At 61.2% G+C, this 19,283-nt stretch carries 14 protein-coding genes and 1 pseudogene; 6 read left to right on the top strand and 9 right to left on the bottom strand.

Annotation, left to right across the window (positions count from 1 at the left end; translation table 11 throughout):
* Positions 1-79 precede the first annotated feature (79 nt).
* Both GT753_RS19480 and GT753_RS19485 read right to left on the bottom strand, forming a co-directional pair.
* Entirely contained in the window at positions 80-3,157 is a 3,078-nt protein-coding gene (locus GT753_RS19480) for an autotransporter domain-containing protein (RefSeq protein ID WP_160125863.1), read from the bottom strand.
* A gap of 194 nt (positions 3,158-3,351) precedes the next feature.
* Positions 3,352-3,666 carry a hypothetical protein gene (locus tag GT753_RS19485; RefSeq protein ID WP_015378764.1) on the bottom strand — a complete coding sequence of 105 codons (315 nt, stop codon included), beginning with the start codon at positions 3,664-3,666 and terminating at the stop codon, positions 3,352-3,354.
* Between the two features lie 175 nt (positions 3,667-3,841).
* On the opposite strand from GT753_RS19485, the gene GT753_RS19490 reads away from it, so the two are divergent.
* Both GT753_RS19490 and GT753_RS19495 read left to right on the top strand, forming a co-directional pair.
* Complete coding sequence (locus GT753_RS19490) at positions 3,842-4,474, top strand: response regulator transcription factor (RefSeq protein ID WP_160125864.1); 633 nt, start codon at positions 3,842-3,844, stop codon at positions 4,472-4,474.
* Positions 4,471-6,252 carry a hybrid sensor histidine kinase/response regulator gene (locus GT753_RS19495; protein WP_160125865.1) on the top strand — a complete coding sequence of 594 codons (1,782 nt, stop codon included), beginning with the start codon at positions 4,471-4,473 and terminating at the stop codon, positions 6,250-6,252. Before GT753_RS19490 ends, GT753_RS19495 begins: the two co-directional genes overlap by 4 nt.
* Positions 6,253-6,414: 162 nt before the next feature.
* On the opposite strand, the pseudogene GT753_RS19500 reads toward GT753_RS19495, so the two are convergent.
* From GT753_RS19500 to guaB, 3 genes and pseudogenes are all read right to left on the bottom strand, one after another.
* Positions 6,415-6,546, bottom strand: a pseudogene (locus GT753_RS19500) (type II toxin-antitoxin system Phd/YefM family antitoxin); the annotation flags it as partial.
* Positions 6,547-6,759: 213 nt separating this feature from the next.
* The gene (guaA, locus tag GT753_RS19505; protein WP_015378768.1) at positions 6,760-8,337 is read right to left on the bottom strand and encodes a glutamine-hydrolyzing GMP synthase; all 1,578 of its coding nucleotides are present in this window, start codon (positions 8,335-8,337) and stop codon (positions 6,760-6,762) included.
* A 103-nt stretch (positions 8,338-8,440) separates the two neighbouring features.
* Positions 8,441-9,904, bottom strand: a complete 1,464-nt coding sequence (gene guaB / locus GT753_RS19510; protein ID WP_004941460.1) for an IMP dehydrogenase — start codon at positions 9,902-9,904, stop codon at positions 8,441-8,443.
* Positions 9,905-10,074: 170 nt separating this feature from the next.
* Between guaB and xseA the strand changes: the two genes are divergently transcribed.
* Positions 10,075-11,451 carry an exodeoxyribonuclease VII large subunit gene (xseA, locus tag GT753_RS19515; RefSeq protein ID WP_004941456.1) on the top strand — a complete coding sequence of 459 codons (1,377 nt, stop codon included), beginning with the start codon at positions 10,075-10,077 and terminating at the stop codon, positions 11,449-11,451.
* A gap of 3 nt (positions 11,452-11,454) precedes the next feature.
* Here the strand turns inward: xseA and GT753_RS19520 are convergent, their stop codons facing one another.
* Both GT753_RS19520 and GT753_RS19525 read right to left on the bottom strand, forming a co-directional pair.
* Complete coding sequence (locus GT753_RS19520; RefSeq protein ID WP_160125866.1) at positions 11,455-13,821, bottom strand: TIM-barrel domain-containing protein; 2,367 nt, start codon at positions 13,819-13,821, stop codon at positions 11,455-11,457.
* 11 nt (positions 13,822-13,832) lie between these two features.
* Positions 13,833-15,143: an MFS transporter gene (locus tag GT753_RS19525; protein ID WP_015378771.1), complete on the bottom strand. Its 1,311-nt coding sequence runs from the start codon at positions 15,141-15,143 to the stop codon at positions 13,833-13,835.
* 358 nt (positions 15,144-15,501) lie between these two features.
* Between GT753_RS19525 and GT753_RS19530 the strand changes: the two genes are divergently transcribed.
* From GT753_RS19530 to GT753_RS19540, 3 genes are all read left to right on the top strand, one after another.
* Positions 15,502-16,584, top strand: coding sequence for a LacI family DNA-binding transcriptional regulator (locus tag GT753_RS19530; protein ID WP_004941451.1), 1,083 nt, complete (start codon positions 15,502-15,504; stop codon positions 16,582-16,584).
* Between the two features lie 63 nt (positions 16,585-16,647).
* Positions 16,648-17,673: a M4 family metallopeptidase gene (locus GT753_RS19535; protein WP_160125867.1), complete on the top strand. Its 1,026-nt coding sequence runs from the start codon at positions 16,648-16,650 to the stop codon at positions 17,671-17,673.
* Positions 17,673-18,014 carry a protealysin inhibitor emfourin gene (locus tag GT753_RS19540; protein ID WP_004941448.1) on the top strand — a complete coding sequence of 114 codons (342 nt, stop codon included), beginning with the start codon at positions 17,673-17,675 and terminating at the stop codon, positions 18,012-18,014. Before GT753_RS19535 ends, GT753_RS19540 begins: the two co-directional genes overlap by 1 nt.
* A 4-nt stretch (positions 18,015-18,018) precedes the next feature.
* Here the strand turns inward: GT753_RS19540 and GT753_RS19545 are convergent, their stop codons facing one another.
* Together GT753_RS19545 and GT753_RS19550 are read right to left on the bottom strand one after the other, a co-directional pair.
* Positions 18,019-18,240 (bottom strand): zinc ribbon domain-containing protein, encoded by a 222-nt coding sequence (locus tag GT753_RS19545; protein ID WP_004941446.1) that lies wholly within the window; start codon positions 18,238-18,240, stop codon positions 18,019-18,021.
* 13 nt (positions 18,241-18,253) lie between these two features.
* Complete coding sequence (locus GT753_RS19550) at positions 18,254-19,210, bottom strand: AEC family transporter (RefSeq protein ID WP_015378773.1); 957 nt, start codon at positions 19,208-19,210, stop codon at positions 18,254-18,256.
* Between the last annotated feature and the right edge of the window lie 73 nt (positions 19,211-19,283).

A 19,283-nucleotide genomic window follows, 5' to 3' on the forward strand; every position in this document is an offset into this window, starting at 1 on the left:
AGGCCGCCACTGAGTTCTCACCATAAAAAAGGCCCGCATCATGCGGGCCCGTCGGTACCAGAGAAGTCTAGAGGGAAAATCAGAACGACCAGCGCAGGTTGGCGTTGACCGAATTAACGCGGGTATCGGCGCCGAATTGCCCCTGATAGCCGACATCCAGCGTCGCAGCGCGCGACAGCTTCACGCTCACGCCGATATCGCCCACCATCACGTTGTCATCCACGGCCTGGCCCTGCGTGACGAACGCGTCGCTGCCGGCAAACGCCATGCGCGATGAGGTGTTCTTATCACCGTAAGCATGCTGCCAGCCGAGCGAGCCGTAGAGGCTGACGTTCTTCGGCAGTTCGGTCACGCCGCGCACCCCGAGCGTGGAGTAGAAGGTGTTCATCGTTTCATTGCGCACGCTCAGCGCCGCCGCGCCACCCGACTCCTGGAAGCTATCGGTATGCAGGCGGATGTAGCTCAGGTTGATGAACGGTTCGACGTTCATCTCCGGCTGGCCGAAACGGTAACCCGCTTCGGTGAACGCCAGCAGCGAGTTCGCGTCGTAATCCGACTTCAGCCGATCCGAGAAGCCGCTGAAATCGACGTTGCGTTTGCCTTCAATCTTGTGCCAGGTGTAACCCAACGCGCCGCGCAGCGAGAACGCATCCTGCTGCCCGGCCGCATACAGGCCGAGGTGGTAGTTGTCGGTATCGGCCTTGGAACGGCGGCTGTCGACGTCATAGTCGCCGCGGCTGTAACCGAAGTAACCGCCGATGCGCACGTTATGGTCCGCCAGTTTGCGATCCGCCCCCAACAGGAAGCCGGTGGTGTTGCCATCCAGCTTGCCCACGTTGCCGTTGCCGCTGTTTCGGCTCCAGGAACTGAAGGTCTGCCCCCAGACGCCGCTGTTTTGCGCCGGCGCCGGTTGCACCAGCGACATCGCCAACGGCGGTACCGGCAGACTGTCGTTGTCGAACAGGCGCAGCATGCGCTGGTTCAGCACATTGAACAGCTGGGTGCTGCCGGCGATCAGGTTAGACTGCATCGACGGATAGACTTCGCCGGATAGCTGATTGAACGCCTCGCGCGCTTCCGGCGCGCTCAGCAGCAGCAGCGAGTTGTACAGCGCCAGCGAAGGTCCGCTCTGCGTCAGCGTCGAGAGCGCGCCAGCGGTATTCCACTGGTTGCCGCTCTCGGCCACCGTTTGGAAAATGCCCGGCTTGCCGTTGCCTGGATTCTCGCCCCCCGGATTTTCCCCGCCTGGGTTTTCTCCGCCCGGGTTCTCGCCCCCAGGATTCTCACCGCCCGGGTTTTCTCCGCCCGGGTTCTCGCCCCCAGGATTCTCACCGCCCGGGTTTTCCCCGCCCGGATTCTCGCCTCCTGGATTCTCACCACCCGGATTTTCACCGCCCGTATCTTTCTGCGCGATGGTCAGATCCACGGCGTTGGCGCTGTGGTTCAGCGCCACATCGAGGAAGGCAGACTTGGAGACCGCCGACGCGAACTGGCCGTCAATGCCGCCGTCCGAGGTCAGAATGCGGTAGCTTTGGCCGGTTTTATAGCTGGTTTGCGGATCCAGCGCCGTCACCTGCACTTTGGCCTGATCGCTGATGGTGGTTTTGCCCGCCACCAGCAGCTGGTCGCTGCGGCCGTCGCCGGCGATATCAACGTCGTAGAAGGATTCGCCGATAAAGTTCAGGTAGCGTTTCAGCGTCAACGTGCCGATATTGCCGTCGCCGGGCGAGATATGGCCGCCGGACTGGATCTCGGTCTGGCCCAGCGTGCCGTTGCCGCCCAGCGTGCCGCCGGCCTTGATCGACGCGGCGCTGCTGTAGCCCAGCCCGTTATTGACGTCGGTACCCGCCGTCGCGTTCAGGATCAGCGTGCCGCCGTTCTCGGCGCCGAGGGTTTGGATCTCGAAGATGTCGTCTTCTTTCTGGGTATTGATGTCGCTGGCGATGATGAGCTTGCCGCCGCGCGCGGTGACGTTCGCCTGCAGCTCAGAGAGATCGCCGTTCAGCGTCGTGTGCCCGGCGCTGTTGATCACCTCGCCTTCGCCGCTCATCTTGTTGCTGAAAACGTAATTGCCGTCGGTATGGTTAAAGTACACATAGCTGCGGAACAATCCGCCCCGCAGGGCGATCGCCGTCTGGGCATCGATGGCTCCAGCAGCGCCCGCCGCGCCAAGCGTCGGCTCGGTCAACCCGGTGCCGGTGTCCATATTGCCGCGGCTGCCGATAATCAGCGCGCCGCGGTTCGAGCCGGAACCGGTCTTGCCCAGCACCACTTCGTTGCCGCCGGCGGAGAATGTCCCGCCGTCCATGACCGCCAACACGCCGTTGCCGTAATCGCCGACGTTGACGCTGCTGCCGCTGGTAAAGCGCGAGCCGTTGCCGGCGACCACCAGCTCAGCGGTTTTACGCGCGCCCGAGACACCCGCCACCTGGATGTTGCCGACATTGACCGCACCGCCGTTCAGCACGTCCAGATCGCCGTACAGCGTGAGCGCGCGGCCGACGTTCCACTGGGAATTAGCCCCCGTGACCGTGGCTTTCGGGCTCAGCGTATCGGTCTCACCCGGCCCGCTGCCATTGCCGATGCGCGCGTCAAAGGCGGTGTTCAGCACCGCGCCGTCTTCGATCGCCAGCGTGGATCGTGCCCCTAAATCGGTGCCGACACTGAGAAAATTGCTGGTGACGCGAGAACCGGCGCCGGTGGCGATCAGGTGGCTGTCGTAGCCACGGGTGGTGCCGACCACGATCTCTTTCGCGCTGGCCAGCGCGCCGTCTTCAACCCGCAGCGTGCCCCGCCCCAGATTCAGGCCGCCGCGCAGCACGAACTGATCGTTCACCGCGTTCAGCTCGGCGTTCGGCCCACGAACCGTGACCACGCTGTCGTGAATTTGGCCGTTGAACATCCGGCCGATATTGATGTTATAGGCGCTGATCTTGCCATTCTCGATCAGCAAGTTGCCGCTTTGATTACGGCCGACGTAAACGTCCCCGGTGTAGGCCAATGATTCGGTAATTTTTGAGTCGCCGTCAAAAATGGCATCGTCTGCGCGAGCGAGATCGGCGGGCGCCAGCATCAACAACGGCGCGGAAAATAGAGCGAGGTAAAGTTTGGAAAGCGGTGTTCTAACCGCTAAAGGGTGCGATGTTTTGTCATTCACGGGCTATCTCCGTACTCGTTAGCGTGATGTCGCGAAATTTATTGTTATAGGGAACTCAATACACTAGAGGAGAAGTGAGGCGTTATTTCGCGCACGCCGGTTTAGTGATCGTCGAAGCAAAAGCTTATTGCCCCCCGGCGCTGACGCTCCGACGATGAAAAACCAGGAAGCGGTAATACCGCCCCCAAAGCGAATTATTTATGCGTGACCACCGGCGTACAGGTCGGCGCGCTCAGCGACGGCGAGGAACCTAAAATTCCCGGCATCATCAGCGACGAGCAATCGAAAATGCGGCCTTTTTCCGTGGTGGCGCGATATGAAAGTTTTTGGCCGCCCAGCGCATCCGGCTGTGCGCCATTGACGTTGGTCACGGTAATTTCGTCCGACGATCCCAGCCCCAGCATTTTGGCGGTTTCCGCCTGCAGTAATGGAATAGCCTGATCGGTTTTCAAGGTGGAACAACCGGCTACCATCATCGTAACGGTTAAAGCGATAAGTGGTTTCTTCATAAATTATCCTTTATAACCAATCAGTTAAAATTACCGATTGGCTTTATGTTTTCTCTTATCCAAATCCTCGAATAATATATTTCCCTTTCCTAAACGAAAAAACCCTCCTAAAGTAGGGAGGGTTGATAATAATTCATCAGACCTATCTGATATTTGAAGGCGAAAGGAGAATCCTTTGGGGCAGGATTATGCGTTGGTCGTTGATGACCATCCATTGGTAGCAAGCGGCATCGCCAATTTTCTCAGCACGAATTGCCGATTCAAACAGGCGCATGTGGTGACCAATGAAGAGAATTGCTACCGCCATATTAGGGAAAATGGCCCACCGCGTTTACTGGTGATCGATTTTTGGCTTTCTTCCGGTACAGCGTTGAAATTACTCAAAGAAGTAAAGCAACTTTACCCTCAGGTGCGGATCTTGGTGGTTAGCGGCGACGAGAATAACGATATCTGGCAGAAAGTGTACACTGCCGGCGGGCATGGATTTGTATTAAAAAACGAACCACCTGAATTATTCGCCAGGGCGGTTTTTGCGTTGAATAATAATCAGAATTGGTTCCCTGACGGTAATGAAACCTGCATTAAAAGCCATCATGAGCACTTAAATAAATTCAATTTAACGCCGAGGCAAATCGACGTATTAACTATGATGCTGCGCGGCCTGCCAAATAAAAGAATTGCGACGCAACTGTCTATTTCCGAACCCACCGTCAAAGAACATATCAGCAATATATTGAAAAAGATCGGCGTCAACAGCCGGGTGGAAGCCATCACGCTGTTGCACGGCAAACGGGATCCGTCGTCATGAGGTTTTTCCAGCATTTACAAAATGATGGCATCTCCCCACGCGCGCAGATCCGCCTGCTGGACAACACCTTCATGCGGCTGGTGTTCAGCTTCACCGCCGTGCCTTTCGTCGGCATCCCATTCGCCATCTGGATTTATTTGCTGGGGGATGAACTTGGCCCAACCATTGCCTGGATCATGGTTTACCTGCTATGCGCCGTGGCGATCAGAATATGGCATCGGCGCTACCTGCGCGAGGCCAAAGAAAATGATGAAGACGCCGTGCTGCGCCGCTGGCTGCCGCGCATTAATAAGGTGGCCTTTATTCACGGCTTGGGGATCTCCTCACTCTATTTAATTACGCCGCAGACCCATAACTTTGACTTTTTTCTGCTGCTCAATATCAGCATCGCCGCGATCGTCGCCGCCAACGCAACGCACCTGACGCCGGTCATCAGCACCTTTACCCGCTTTTTCTTCGCCTCCTGGGGGCTGCTGAACCTCGGCATCATCTGGCGGCTGGAAGACGTGATGTTCATCGTGCTGATGCTGAACTTGCTGTACGGCTTCGCCATTTACCGCCACGCGTTAACCTCGCATGCGTTCTTTATTCAGCAGGCGCTGCTCGAAGAACAAAGCTCGCGCCTGGCGGAGCAGTTCCGTCAGGCCAAAGAAGAGGCGGAACAGGCGCTGCTGGATAAGAACCAGTTCCTGACCACCGCCAGCCACGATCTGCGCCAGCCGGTGCACGCCATGGGCTTTCTGATCGAAGCCATCATCCACAAAAACCTCGACGACAGCCTGATGCCGCAGTTGCTGGATCTGCAACAAAGCGTGCGTTCGGTGCATTTGATGTTCAATTCGCTGCTCGATCTCAGCAAGATCGAATCCGGCAACGTGCGCACCGCCGCCACCCATGTGGATATCGGCGCCCTGCTCGACTCGGTGGTCACCCTGTTCCGCGAAGAGGCCAACAGCCGCGCCCTGGCGCTGCGCACCTGGCGGCCCAAACGGCGCATCAGCGTGATGGGCGATCCGCTGCTGGTGCGGCAATCGCTGATCAACCTGATCCAGAACGCCCTGCGCTACACGCAACGGGGGGGCGTGCTGATTGCCATCCGCCCGCGCGGCGCCGAGTGCCTGGTGGAAGTGTGGGACACCGGCGTGGGCATCGCCGACGAAGAGAAAAGCAAAATCTTCTCCCCTTACTACCGCCCCGAGCTGGCGTGGAAAATCGACAGCGCCGGCCACGGGCTGGGGCTGGCGGTGGTGGCGCGCTGCGCCAAGCTGATGAAGGTGAAGTACGGCATGCACTCCGTCGAAGGCAAAGGCTCACGCTTCTGGATGCGCTTCACGCAATACATCGGCGAAGATAAAGCGCCGGAAACCGCCGCCGCCTACGACAACACCGCCACGCCTACCCGCTATGCACCGCTGCGCGGCGCCTGCCTGGTGGTGGACGACGATCCCTTGGTGACCTCCGCCTGGGAAAGCCTGATGAGCACCTGGGGCATCACCGTGCGCTGCGCGGCCTCCGCCGAGGAAGCCTTCGCCATTGTCGACGGCGGCTTCACGCCGTTCGCCGTGCTGTGCGACCAGCGGCTGCGCTCCGGCGAGAGCGGCTTCGACATCCTGCAGGCATTGTTCGAACGCCTGCCGAACGTAAGCGGCGCCATGGTCAGCGGCGAGTTCAATTCGCAAGTTCTGCAAGAGGCCGAGCAAGAAGGCTATCTGGTGCTGCGCAAGCCGCTGGAGCCGGCCAGGCTGCATGCGCTGCTGACGCAGTGGGGGGCGGGCTAGCGCATATTGAGGGCTATCAGGCCATGATTAAACGCTTAAACAGCAGCTGCTGGATATCCGACCGATGTGACAATGGAGTCAATACAGCGCCTTACGGTACGCGTGTACTCCAAGGCCACCCGCTGTTCCATTGCAATCCCTTAATGCTGAGCACTGTAGTGCTTAAAGCCCATCCAACAGCGGTTCCTTTGAGAACACGCGCCCTTCCGCTTTATCCTTCTCTGACAGCGTCAGCAATTTCAGCAGAGCAATGGCGTTCTCTCGCTCCTGCTGCTCATAGGATTCTATAACGTAGTTGATGGTCTCTACTTTCATTATGCCCCCTGGTGCTACCAATCATACCAAGGTCCGAACATAGGCCATATTTAGACCACAAACAATAATCTGCTTTACCCATGACTGGAACCAGGCGGAAAAGATATGGCCATATAAAGAAAAACCCTCTGTAAAAACAGAGGGCTTTAGTCACTAAGGCCTGGTTACTAACAGGCTGCAGGAAGTGTTAAATCACTCCCACTCAATCGTCGCCGGCGGCTTGCCGCTGATGTCGTACACCACGCGGGAGATGCCGTCCACTTCGTTGATGATGCGGTTGGAGACGCGGCCGAGGAAGTCATACGGCAGGTGCGCCCAGTGCGCGGTCATGAAGTCGATGGTTTCTACCGCACGCAGGGAGACCACCCAGTCGTATTTGCGGCCGTCGCCCATCACGCCGACCGAGCGCACCGGCAGGAACACGGTGAACGCCTGGCTGACTTTGTTGTACAGATCGGCTTTGTGCAGCTCTTCGATGAAGATGGCGTCGGCGCGGCGCAGCAGATCGCAGTACTCTTTCTTCACTTCGCCCAGCACGCGCACGCCCAGACCCGGACCCGGGAACGGGTGACGGTACAGCATGTCGTATGGCAGGCCCAGTTCCAGGCCAATCTTGCGCACTTCGTCTTTGAACAGCTCTTTCAGCGGCTCGACCAGGCCCAGCTTCATTTCCTTCGGCAGGCCGCCCACGTTGTGGTGCGACTTGATCACGTGCGCTTTGCCGGTGGCGGAAGCGGCGGATTCGATCACGTCCGGGTAGATGGTGCCCTGCGCCAGCCATTTCACCTGCTCTTGCTTGCAGGCTTCTTCGTCGAACACTTCAACGAACACGCGGCCGATGATTTTACGCTTGGCTTCCGGTTCGTCCACGCCCGCCAGCGCGGTCAGGAAGCGGTTTTCCGCCTCGACGTGCACGATGTTCAGGCCGAAGTGGTCGCCGAACATTTCCATCACCTGCTTGGCTTCGTTCAGGCGCAGCAGGCCATTGTCGACAAACACGCAGGTCAGGCGCTTGCCGATGGCGCGGTGCAGCAACATCGCGGTGACGGAGGAGTCAACGCCGCCGGACAGACCGAGGATCACGTGGTCTTCACCCACCTGCTCGCGGATGCGCTCGACCGCATCTTCGATAATGGTGGCCGGCGTCCACAGGGCTTCACACTGGCAGATGTCCAGTACGAAGCGCTCCAGCATGCGCTGGCCCTGACGGGTGTGGGTCACTTCCGGGTGGAACTGCACGCCGTAGAAGCGTTTTTCTTCGTTGGCCATAATGGCGAACGGGCAGGTATCGGTGCTGGCGACGGTCACGAAGTCGGACGGGATCGCGGTCACTTTGTCGCCGTGGCTCATCCACACGTCCAGCAGCGGTTTGCCGGCCGGGCTGATGGCGTCTTCGATGTCGCGCAGCAGCGCGCTCTCGTTGACGATTTCCACCTGCGCGTAGCCGAACTCGCGTTCGTTGGAGCCCTGCACATGGCCACCCAGCTGCATCGCCATGGTCTGCATGCCGTAGCACACGCCCAGCACCGGCACGCCGGCGTTGAACACGTAGTCAGGGGCGCGCGGGCTGCCGGCTTCGGTGGTGCTTTCCGGGCCGCCGGACAGGATGATGCCGCTTGGGTTGAATTCGCGGATCTGCGCTTCGCTAACGTCCCAGGCCCACAGTTCGCAGTAAACGCCGATTTCGCGCACGCGGCGGGCGACCAGTTGGGTGTATTGCGAACCGAAGTCCAGTATGAGGATGCGATGCTTATGGATATTTTGTGTCATGTGAGGCGAATTCCAGCAACAAGAGAAAAAGAGCGAAAATGTATGTTTTCGGGATGGGGCTTGGCGCCCCACCCCGGCCTCTCACTCAGGAGAGGTTAAGGCATCAGCCCATGCGGTAGTTCGGTGACTCTTTGGTGATGGTCACGTCGTGCACGTGGCTTTCCTGAATGCCGGCGCCGCTGATGCGCACGAACTCCGCTTTGGTGCGCAGATCGTCGATGGTGGCGCAGCCGGTCAGGCCCATGCAGGAGCGCAGGCCGCCCATCTGCTGGTGCACGATGGCTTTCAGCATGCCTTTATAGGCCACGCGGCCTTCGATACCTTCCGGCACCAGTTTGTCGGCGGCGTTATCGGTCTGGAAGTAACGGTCGGAAGAGCCTTTGGACATCGCGCCCAGCGAGCCCATGCCGCGGTAAGATTTGAACGAACGGCCCTGATACAGCTCGATTTCGCCCGGAGATTCTTCGGTGCCCGCCAGCATGGAGCCAACCATCACGCAGGATGCGCCCGCGGCGATCGCTTTGGCGATATCGCCGGAGAAGCGGATGCCGCCGTCGGCGATAACCGGGATGCCGGTGCCTTCCAGCGCTTCCACCGCGTCGGCGATGGCGGTGATCTGCGGCACGCCCACGCCGGTCACGATGCGGGTGGTGCAGATGGAGCCAGGGCCGATACCCACTTTCACCGCGCTCACGCCGGCTTCAGCCAGCGCTTTGGCGCCCGCGGCGGTCGCGACGTTGCCGCCGACGATCTGCAGATCCGGGTATTTGGCGCGGGTTTCGCGAATGCGCTGCAACACGCCTTCGGAGTGGCCGTGCGAGGAGTCGATCAGCAGCACGTCAACGCCCGCCGCCACCAACGCGTCGACGCGCTCTTCGTTGCCGGCGCCGGCGCCGACCGCCGCGCCCACGCGCAGACGGCCGTGCTCGTCTTTACAGGCGTTCGGCTTACGTTCCGCTTTCTGGAAGTCTTTAACGGTGATCATGCCCAGCAGATGGAAGCTGTCGTCCACCACCAGCGCTTTTTCTACGCGCTTTTCGTGCATCTTCTGCAGCACCACGTCGCGCGCTTCACCTTCTTTCACGGTGACCAGGCGATCTTTCGGCGTCATCACCGCAGTCACCGGCTGGGTCAGATCGGTCACGAAGCGCACGTCGCGGCCGGTGATGATGCCGACCAGTTCGTTGTCTTCGGTAACGACCGGGTAACCGGCGAAGCCGTTGCGCGCGGTCAGCTCTTTCACTTCCTGCAGCGTGGTGGCCGGAGTAACGGTCTGCGGGTCGGTGACTACGCCGCTTTCATGTTTCTTCACGCGGCTGACTTCTTCAGCCTGGCGCTCGATGGACATGTTTTTGTGGATGAAGCCCAGGCCGCCTTCCTGCGCCAGCGCGATGGCCAGGCCGGATTCGGTAACGGTATCCATGGCTGCGGACAGCATAGGGATGTTCAGGCGGATGGTTTTGGTCAGTTGAGTGCCGAGCTCTGCGGTGTTAGGCAGAACCGTGGAGTGGGCTGGAACCAGGAGGACGTCGTCAAACGTCAGAGCTTCTTTAGCGATACGTAGCATGGGCAATATCTCACCAGGGTGGGCTGTGAAAAAGATAAAATATTGCCGCGGCATTATACAGAGCGGAATCGGTTGCCTCCAGCACTTTCTTACAAAAAGTCTTGATTACCTTTTTCAGCCATGTAGTATCGACCAATTAAGTGATTGTTTTGAAATTTGATCTGGGTCACATGTCGCTACCTGTTTCGCCTTCCATTTTTACCGTAAGCCGCCTCAATCAGACGGTTCGCCAACTGCTGGAAAGGGAAATGGGGCAGATTTGGCTCTCCGCCGAGATCTCCAACCTCTCCCAGCCCGCCTCCGGCCACTGGTATTTCACGCTGAAAGACGACCGCGCCCAGGTGCGCTGCGCGATGTTCCGCAACAGCAACCGCCGCGTCACCTTCAGGCCGCAAAACGGCCAACAGGTCCTGGTGCGCGCCAGCATCACGCTGTATGAACCGCGCGGCGACTACCAGCTGATCGCCGAGAGCATGCAGCCCGCCGGCGACGGCCTGCTGCAGCAACAGTTCGAGCAGCTGAAACAGCGCCTGAGCGCCGAAGGGCTGTTCGATCAGCAGTTCAAGCAGCCGCTGCCCGCGCCGGCCAAACGCGTCGGGGTGATCACCTCCGCCAGCGGCGCGGCGCTGCACGATATTCTGCAGGTGTTGCAGCGGCGCGATCCGTCGCTGCCGATCGTCATCTACCCCACCTCGGTGCAGGGCGCCGAAGCGCCGATGCAGATCGTGCGCGCCATCGAGGCCGCCAACCGCCGCGATGAATGCGACGTGCTGATCGTCGGCCGCGGCGGCGGTTCGCTGGAGGATCTGTGGAGCTTCAACGACGAACGCGTGGCGCGAGCGATCTTCGCCAGCCGCATTCCGATCGTCAGCGCCGTCGGCCATGAAACCGACGTCACCATCGCCGACTTCGTTGCCGACCTGCGCGCGCCGACCCCATCCGCCGCCGCCGAACTGGTGAGCCGCAATCAGCTTGAGCTGTTGCGCCAGCTGCAGTCGCAGCAGCAGCGGCTGGAGATGGCGATGGATTACTACCTGGCGCAGCGCCAGCAGCAGTTCACCCGCATTCACCACCGTTTACAGCAGCAGCATCCGCATCTGCGCCTGGCGCGTCAGCAGACGCTGCTGTTCAAGCTGCAGCGCCGGATGGAAGACGGCATGCAGCAACAGCTGCGCCTGGCCGCCCGCCGCAGCGAGCGCGCCCAGCAGCGGCTGGCGCAGGTGCAGCCGCAGGGCCGCATTCACCGCTACCAACAGCGCGTGCAGCAGCAGGAATACCGTCTGCAGCAGGCGATGGAGCGGCAGCTCAACGCCTACCGCCAGCGCTTCGGCGTGGCCTGCAGCCAGCTGGAGACCGTCAGCCCGCTGGCGACGCTGGCACGCGGCTACAGCGTGACGCAAACTCCGCGCGGCGAGCTGCTGAAAACCACCAAGCAGGCGCAGGTCGGCGAACTGCTGAAAACCCGCCTGCAGGATGGTTGGGTGGAAAGCGAGGTGAAAACCATCACCGTCGCTAAAAAGCCGCGCAAGAAGCGCGCGGCCGAGTAAGCCCTACTCCAGCGTAAAACGCTCGCCCGGTTCGCCGTTCACCCACAGCGCGCGCGTTTCGCCTTCCGGCAGGCTGAGCGTCAGCGTGCGCCAGGCCGGACGAAAACGCCCTTCCGTCGCGATGTCCAGCATGATGCGCTGATGGTCGCAGCGCATTTCCCAGCGCAGCCACAGCGCATCGCCCTGCCGCCAACCTTCGCTTTCGCCGTCGTCCTCAAACAGCAGCCCGCTGCTCACGCCGCCCCCCTTGAGCGGAAACAGCCGCAGCTCGCGCCGATCGTCGGCGGCCACGTCCACATGCGCCAGCCGCTGCGACAGCGGCAGCGCCGCCCCGGCGCGCACCAGCAGCGGCAGACGCTCCAACGGCGCCGCCAGCGTCACCGTCTGCCCGCCGCCGAACCACTGGCCGCTGTAGAAGCAGTACCAGCCTTCGCCATTATCCGGCAGATATACCGAACGGCGACGTTGCCCCGGCTCCACCACGCTGGCCACCAGCAGATCGCGGCCGATCAGAAAATCGTCGTTCTCGCCGAAGGTGCGCGCATCCTGTTCGTGATCGAGAAAAGTCGGGCGCAGCATTGGCTCGTCGTCGGCGCAGGCCTGCCACAACAGGGTGTAGAAATACGGCAGCAGCCGGTAACGCAGGTTGATCGCCTCACGTACCGCCGGGGTAGCGGCCGGGTACATCCAGGGCTCATTGACCGTGGCGTCGTCGTTCCAGGAGTGGATGGTGAAACGCGGGTGCATCACGCCGTTTTGTACCCAGCGCACCAGCAGCTCCGCGTCCGGTTTGTCGCCGGAGAAGCCGCCGACGTCGTGGCCGAGGTTATACAAGCCGGACAGGCTCATGCCCAGCCCCATGCGGATGTTGTAGCGCAGCGTCTGCCAACTGGTGCGGTTGTCGCCGCTCCAGGTCTGCACATAGCGCTGCATGCCGGCGCAGCCGGAGCGCGAGATCAGGTACGGGCGTTTCTGCGGCGCGAAGCGCTGCTGGGCCTCCATCGAGGCGCGCATCATCAGCAGCGGCATCACCGGGCGGATGTGCTTGATGGCGATCGGCCGCCCGAAGCCGTGACAGCGCGCTTCGCCATCCCACACTTCGTACTCGTTGTTGTCGTTCCAGGTGGAATCGATGCCCATCTCCAGCAGCTGTTGCGTGACGCCCTGCTGCCACCAGCGTACCGTCGCCGGGTTGGTGAAGTCGAGGTGCGATCCTTCATCGTCCCAGAAGCTGGAGCGTTCCGGCGCGTCGCTTTGCGAATCGCGGATAAACAGCCCCTGCGCCGCCACCTCTTGATACTGCGGATGATCCTGCAGCAGGCACGGCTTGATGTTGGCCGCCAGCCTGAGGCCGGCGTCGTGAAACGCCTGGCTGAGCAGCTTGGGCTGCGGCACCTTGTCGTAGTTCCAGTTGAACACGTAGCGTTTGTGGTTGATCGAGGTGTAGCCCGACGACAGCTGGAAGGAGTCGCAGGGAATGGCGTGCTGGCGGCACAGCGCAATGAACTGCTGCAGCTGCTGCTGGGCGTCCGGCGCGTCGGTGTAGTGCATGGTCGAGCCGCTGTAGCCCAGGCTCCACTTCGGCCCGAAGTGGGTGCGGCCGGTCAGGCGCACGAAGGCCTTGGTGACGTCCAAAACCTTCGGCCCGAGGAACAGGTAGTAATCCAGATCGCCCGCTTCGGCCTGATAGCGGCGATAGGCCGCGTGGTAATTGTCGATCTCGTTGCCCAGATCCAGCCAGCAGCTGCTCAGGTTGTCGTAGAACAGGCCGAAGCTCGCCTCCGGCCCACGGGTGATGGTGAACGGAATGTGCTTGTACAGCGGATCGGTGCTGGCGGCGTTGTAGCCCATGGCGTCCAGATTGCGCATCTCGAAGCGGCGGCCGGTGCGTTCCAGATCGCCGGCTTTCTCCCCCAGGCCGTAATAGCGCTCATCGGCAAAACGCCGCTGGTAGTGCGCCACGCCGTCGCCGTGCGCATTGAGCAGGTAGGCGCTGGTCGGCCGATCCGCCGCCAGCGGCCGCCACTCGCCGGCGGCATTGCAATGCTCCCATTCCAACCACAGCGGCTGATGCACCGTCACGCGCAGCAGCGGCGTGCTGACCACCAGCCGATCGCCCGCCTGGCGCAGCTGATAGCCCGGCAGGCTGAAACCGGCGACGCTGAGCCGATCGCGCCCCTCCCAGGGCACATCGTTCTGCGGCGCGATGCTCCAGGTGCGATCCAGCGCCAGCTCGCCCTCACGTTTGATCAACACGCGGAACAGGCCGTCTTCCAGCACGTACAGGCAGAAACGATGGCGTTCATCGACCAGCAGCTCGACATGGTCGGCATGCTGCGCCGCCAATGTCCAATTTTTCAAGGTTTTCATACATATTCCACTTAGCTGTGTGAAGGGGTTTTCTTACCGCCGCGCTCGGCGATCAGGGCAATCAGGAACACAGCGCCGATCAGATCGAAGAAGCCCATCGCGATGAACAGCGGGTTGAAGCCGATGGTGTCGGATACCGCGCCGATCAGCAGCGTGAACAGGAAGCTGGCGATCCAGGCGCTGGAGCCGCGCATGCCGTTGACCGTCGCCATCTGGTTTTTATCGAACGATTCCACCACCAGGGCGCTGAGCATGCAGGAGATCACCTGATGGCCGAAACCGCCGATCGAGATCAGCGCGATCGCCACATAGGGATCTTGGGTGATCGCCACGAACGCCAGCGACACCATCAGGAAAGCGCCGGTCACCGAGCTGGCGACCACCGAGTTGACGCGGCTGCAGCCGAACCATTTGCGGTACAGGGTGGTGAGATAGCCGCTGGCGACGCTGCCGATATCCGCCGCCAGGAACGGCAGCCAGGCGAACATCGCGATCTGTTTCAGATCCATGCCGCGTTCGGTGGCCAGGTACAGCGGCACCCAGAAACTGAAGACCGCCCAGGCCGGCTCGGCGAGAAAGGCCGGGATGGCGATGCCGTAAAACTTCTTGTTCTTGCACAGGCTGGCCAGCGAAGTGAAAAACGGCAGCTTCGGCAACACCGGCTCGTTGTCTTCGCGGATCAGATCCAGCTCTTGCTGGCTGAGGTTCGGGTGCTGCTGCGGGGAGTGGTAGAACAGCCACCACAGCACGACCCAGATCAGCGCCAGCCCGCCGGAGAACAGGAACGCCCCCTGCCAGCCGAAGGAGACGTGAGCGATAACGATGATCGGCGGCGCCAACATGGCGCCGATGGAGAAACCGACGCCCGCCCAGCCGGCGGCGATCGGCCGCTCCTTTTTCGGGAACCAGTCGGAGATCGCCTTGGCGTTGGCCGGGGTGGCCGCCGCCTCCGCGCCCCCCATGAAGAAGCGCAGAATGGCCAGTTGCAGCCAGCTGCCGGCGCCGGCGTGCAGCATGCATACCACCGCCCAAATGCCGGCGCAGATCAGAAAGCCCATCTTCAGGCCGATGACGTCGATCAGCCAGCCGCAGATCGGCTGAAATACCGTATAGGCCAGCTGGAACGACGCCACCACCCAGGCATATTGCTCGGTGCTCATGTTCAGGCTGGTTTTCAGCTCCGGCGCCAGAATGCCCAGCGAGTTGCGGGTGATGTAGTTGACCGTGACGCCCAGCAAGAACAGCGCCAGCATCCACCAGCGCAGCGATTTGAACTTGCGCCGGCCGCTCTGCGCGACCGCCTGATTGATCTCCACACTCATCGGTTATCTCCCCGCGGCCGCCTGTGACAGCGACGCGCGCATTGGTAAGGTACGTTGCGCTATCAAAAGGGGACGGTGAACACAGGCCAACGCTCGCATAACAGACCGGCAGTCCATCACAACCCCATGATTTATTTTTTGTTTTCTTTTTCGCACACCGTTAAAATTGGACTGACATGTCCCAAAATTGGTGTACCAATGCAGACTACTCAGCGATAACGCACAGCGAAACGGGGTTTTTTGCAAAGATTTTCACAAGCGGGTGAAAAAATAGTCATAATGGCCGACAAAGCCGGTAAAAATGCTGAAAATCCGTAGTGAAAATATTCTCACGGATGAATTTGAAGGAGATCACAAAATGAACGGAAAGCTGAAAATCCAGGAGATCGCCCGCCAAACCGGGCTGTCGATCAGCACCGTTTCCCGCGTGCTGGCCGGCAAGGCCAACACCAGCGCCGAGGCGCGCCGCAAGGTGCTGGACTGTGCGCAGCAAAACGGCATTCTGCAGGGCATTTCCAGCGGCCGGCTGATGCTGAACAACGTGATGGTGTTCGCGCCGCAGCGCGCGTTCGACGTGCGCACCGACATCTTCTACTACAAGGTCATTCAGGGCATTGCCGCCGCGCTGATGGAGCATGAGGTGCGCATCCGCTACTGCGGGCTGGAAGAGCAGCGCAGCGACGGCGCGCTGTTTCTGGAAAAGATGAGCGATCCGCACACCGAAGCGGCGCTGATCATCGGCATCGACGACGAGCATATCCACACCCTGGCGGCCGATCTGCACAAACCTTGCGTGCTGATCAACTGCAGCGATCGGCAGATGCGGCTGGACAGCGTCTCGCCGGATCATCAGTTGATCGGCGATTACTCCGCCAGCTACCTGTTCCAGCAGGGGCACAGCCATATTCTCAACCTGCAGTGTCTGCGCCGCCACACCATGGAGCTGCGGCTGGCGGGCATCCGGCAAGCCTACGCGCGGCATCATCTGCCGTTCGACGACGGCCGCCATCTGGTCACCACCTCCGGCTTCGGCAGCGAAGAGGCCGAGCAGGCGCTGACCACCTATCTCGATGGCATCCACGGCCACGCCCCGCTGCCGACGGCGATCCTGGCCGGCGGCGATTACATGGCGGTCGGGGCGGTCAAGGCGCTCAACAAGCGAGGGCTGAACGTGCCGGGCGACGTGTCGGTGATGAGCACCGACGGCTTCAACCTGGCGGAAATCCATGACGTGCCGCTGACCTCGGTGCAGGTGCCGCGCGACGAACTGGGTTACGAGGCGATCCAACTGCTGCAGCGGCGCATGCTGCGCGCCGACGCGCCGCCGTGCAACCTGCTGCTGCACGGTCGGCTGGCGGTACGCGCCTCGGTGCGGCGCATCAGCCCGCACAAGACTGCGCCGGCGGTGAGCACGCATGACCACAGGCTTTATGACGAGTAGGCTACACTTAGGCACAGTGCATTCATTCGATGAGGTAAAATTTTTTGCCTAAGGAGAGCCACTATGCCAGCCCAGCGCATGCGTTCCGTCATTCCTCCCTACATGCTGCGCCGCATCATTGAACACGGCAACGCCCCGCAGCGCGACTGCGCGCTGCACACCCTGAACCACGTGCAAAGCCTGCTCGGCAACAAGCCGCTGCGTTCACCGACCGAGAAAAACGCCCGAGCCGGCGAAGCGCTCCGCGATATCTACGACGCCCAGAACGGCACCCAACTGCCCGGCAAACAGGTGCGTAAAGAGGGCCAGCCCAGCAACCACGACGTGGCGGTGGACGAAGCCTACGACTACCTCGGCGTCACCTACGATTTCTTCTGGCAGGCCTACCGCCGCAACTCACTGGATAACCAGGGGCTGCCGCTGGTCGGCAGCGTGCACTACGGCAAGGAGTACCAGAACGCTTTCTGGAACGGCCAGCAGATGGTGTTCGGCGACGGCGACGGCGAGATTTTCAACCGTTTCACCATCGCCATCGACGTGGTCGGCCACGAGCTGGCGCACGGCGTGACCGAGAGCGAAGCCGGGCTGATCTACTACCAGCAGTCCGGCGCGCTCAACGAATCGCTGTCCGACGTGTTCGGTTCGCTGGTCAAGCAGTTCCACCTGCAGCAAACCGCCGATAAAGCCGACTGGCTGATCGGCGCCGGGCTGCTCGCCAAGGGCATCAAAGGCAAAGGGCTGCGCTCGATGTCGGCGCCCGGCACCGCCTACGATGACCCGCTGCTGGGCAAAGACCCGCAGCCCGCCAGCATGAAGGATTATATCCAGACCAAGGAAGACAACGGCGGCGTGCACCTCAACTCCGGCATCCCCAACCGCGCCTTCTACCTGGCGGCGACGGCGCTGGGCAGCTTCGCCTGGGAGAAAGCCGGCTACGTCTGGTATGACACGGTATGCGACAAAGCGCTGCCGCAAAATGCCGATTTCGCCACCTTCGCCCGCGCCACGGTGAAACATGCGCAAGCGCGTTTCGACCAGAGCGTGGCGGACAAGGTGCAGCAGGCCTGGCATCAGGTGGGGGTGGAATAATGAAACCGCTGCCGACGCTCAATCAGGATACGGTCATTGAGCTGGCGCGCGAGGGAGGCTTCGCCTACATTCCCAAACTGGCGGGCCAGCGCCGCATCGCGCTGGCCGATATCACGCCGGAGCAGCGGCAGCGCCTGAATCAGCTGCTGAACCAGACGCTGCCTTATGCGCAGGAAGAAGGCCAGCCCAACTCCCCCGGCTGCGGCGACCAACGCTACTACCGCATACAGATCAACTACACCAGCCCCACCCTGAGCACCGAGATCGTGCTGTTAATCCCGGAAAGCAGCGCGCCGCAGGCGCTGGTGGATCTGTGGAAAACCGGCCAGGTGGATGAGTGAGGGCTTACAGCGGCTGATAGCTGAAATTCACCCGCTTTTTGGAGATCAGCCCGTGCCCGTTCTGGCACAGGTAATCCACCGCCCCGCAGGCTTTCAATTCTTGCAGCGGCTGCCCGCACTCCGGGCAGCTCGCCAGCTGCCGATAATCGCGCTGACAGGCGGCACAATGGTAGTGACCCGCTACCCAATTCATGGTCTGACGACAGTGCGGACAGTGCGCGTCCATAACGACTCCCAGGTTAAATCGCGCCCCATGAGCGCAAAAAATAGATCCCCAACGCGGTGGTGAAGAACGAACCGACGGTGGTGATGGCGATAATATTGGCCGCCAGCGTGGCGTTGCCGCCCATGGCGCGCGTCATCACATAGCTGCCCGAAGCGGTCGGCGTGGCGGAAAACAGGAAGATAATGCCCAGCGCCGCGCCCTGGAACCCGCACAGCCAGCCGGCCAGTGTCATCAGGCACGGCACCAGAAACAGCTTGGCCGCCGACGACAGCGCCGCCACGTTGGACGAACGGAACATGGCGCGAAAATCCAGGCTGGCTCCGGTGCAAAGCAGCGCCAGCGGCAGCGACAGCGCGGAGATATAGCTGCCGGTTTGGCGGATCACGGCCGGGATCCCCAGCCCGGTTTGCGCATACGCCAGCCCGCACACCAGACCGATGATCAGCGGGTTGGTGACGATGCTGCGCAGCAGCGACAGGTGGCTGATTTTCTTGCCCTGCCCGCCCTGCAGACTGCGCGTGAGGGTGATGACCGACAGTATATTGAACAGGATCACCGTCACCGTCAGGTACAGCGAGGCGAGCGCAATGCCTTCGCTGCCGTAGGCGGTCATGGCGTAGGCCAGGCCGACGATGGCGGTATTGGCGCGGAAGCCGCCCTGCACGAATACCCCGCGCTCACGCGGTTCTTTCACCAACCACCTGGCCGCCAGCTCCAAAAGCAGGAAGGTCGCCAGCGTGCCGACCGCGCCGAACAGCACCAGCGGCAGGTTGCCGAGCAGCTGCGGATGGTTGGTGGCAATGCTGAAAAACAGCAGGCACGGCAGCGCCAGATTGAACACCAGGCGGGTCGCACCGTCGACGAAGCGGTCATCCATCAGGCGCCAATGGCGCAGCAGGATCCCCAGCAGCATCATCAGCAGATTCGGCACGGTGACGTTAAACGCAAAACTCCAGGTTTCCCAGGACATGGTGTTCCTTCAGGCAGGCGAGGTAATCTTCAGATAATAAAACGATTTCGGGCCAATAAAAAAGGGCGCGGCA

It is taken from the genome of Serratia sp. Z4 (assembly GCF_009900725.1).
GTDB classification, from domain to species: domain Bacteria; phylum Pseudomonadota; class Gammaproteobacteria; order Enterobacterales; family Enterobacteriaceae; genus Serratia; species Serratia nematodiphila.

Excerpts from the sequence above, each read along its gene's own strand:
- GT753_RS19485 (WP_015378764.1), bottom strand. The coding sequence starts at position 3,666 with ATGAAGAAACCACTTATCGCTTTAACCGTTACGATGATGGTAGCCGGT.
- GT753_RS19495 (WP_160125865.1), top strand. The coding sequence starts at position 4,471 with ATGAGGTTTTTCCAGCATTTACAAAATGATGGCATCTCCCCACGCGCG.
- guaA (WP_015378768.1), bottom strand. The coding sequence starts at position 8,337 with ATGACACAAAATATCCATAAGCATCGCATCCTCATACTGGACTTCGGT.
- guaB (WP_004941460.1), bottom strand. The coding sequence starts at position 9,904 with ATGCTACGTATCGCTAAAGAAGCTCTGACGTTTGACGACGTCCTCCTG.
- xseA (WP_004941456.1), top strand. The coding sequence starts at position 10,075 with ATGTCGCTACCTGTTTCGCCTTCCATTTTTACCGTAAGCCGCCTCAAT.
- GT753_RS19520 (WP_160125866.1), bottom strand. The coding sequence starts at position 13,821 with ATGAAAACCTTGAAAAATTGGACATTGGCGGCGCAGCATGCCGACCAT.
- GT753_RS19525 (WP_015378771.1), bottom strand. The coding sequence starts at position 15,143 with ATGAGTGTGGAGATCAATCAGGCGGTCGCGCAGAGCGGCCGGCGCAAG.
- GT753_RS19530 (WP_004941451.1), top strand. The coding sequence starts at position 15,502 with ATGAACGGAAAGCTGAAAATCCAGGAGATCGCCCGCCAAACCGGGCTG.
- GT753_RS19535 (WP_160125867.1), top strand. The coding sequence starts at position 16,648 with ATGCCAGCCCAGCGCATGCGTTCCGTCATTCCTCCCTACATGCTGCGC.
- GT753_RS19540 (WP_004941448.1), top strand. The coding sequence starts at position 17,673 with ATGAAACCGCTGCCGACGCTCAATCAGGATACGGTCATTGAGCTGGCG.
- GT753_RS19545 (WP_004941446.1), bottom strand. The coding sequence starts at position 18,240 with ATGGACGCGCACTGTCCGCACTGTCGTCAGACCATGAATTGGGTAGCG.
- GT753_RS19550 (WP_015378773.1), bottom strand. The coding sequence starts at position 19,210 with ATGTCCTGGGAAACCTGGAGTTTTGCGTTTAACGTCACCGTGCCGAAT.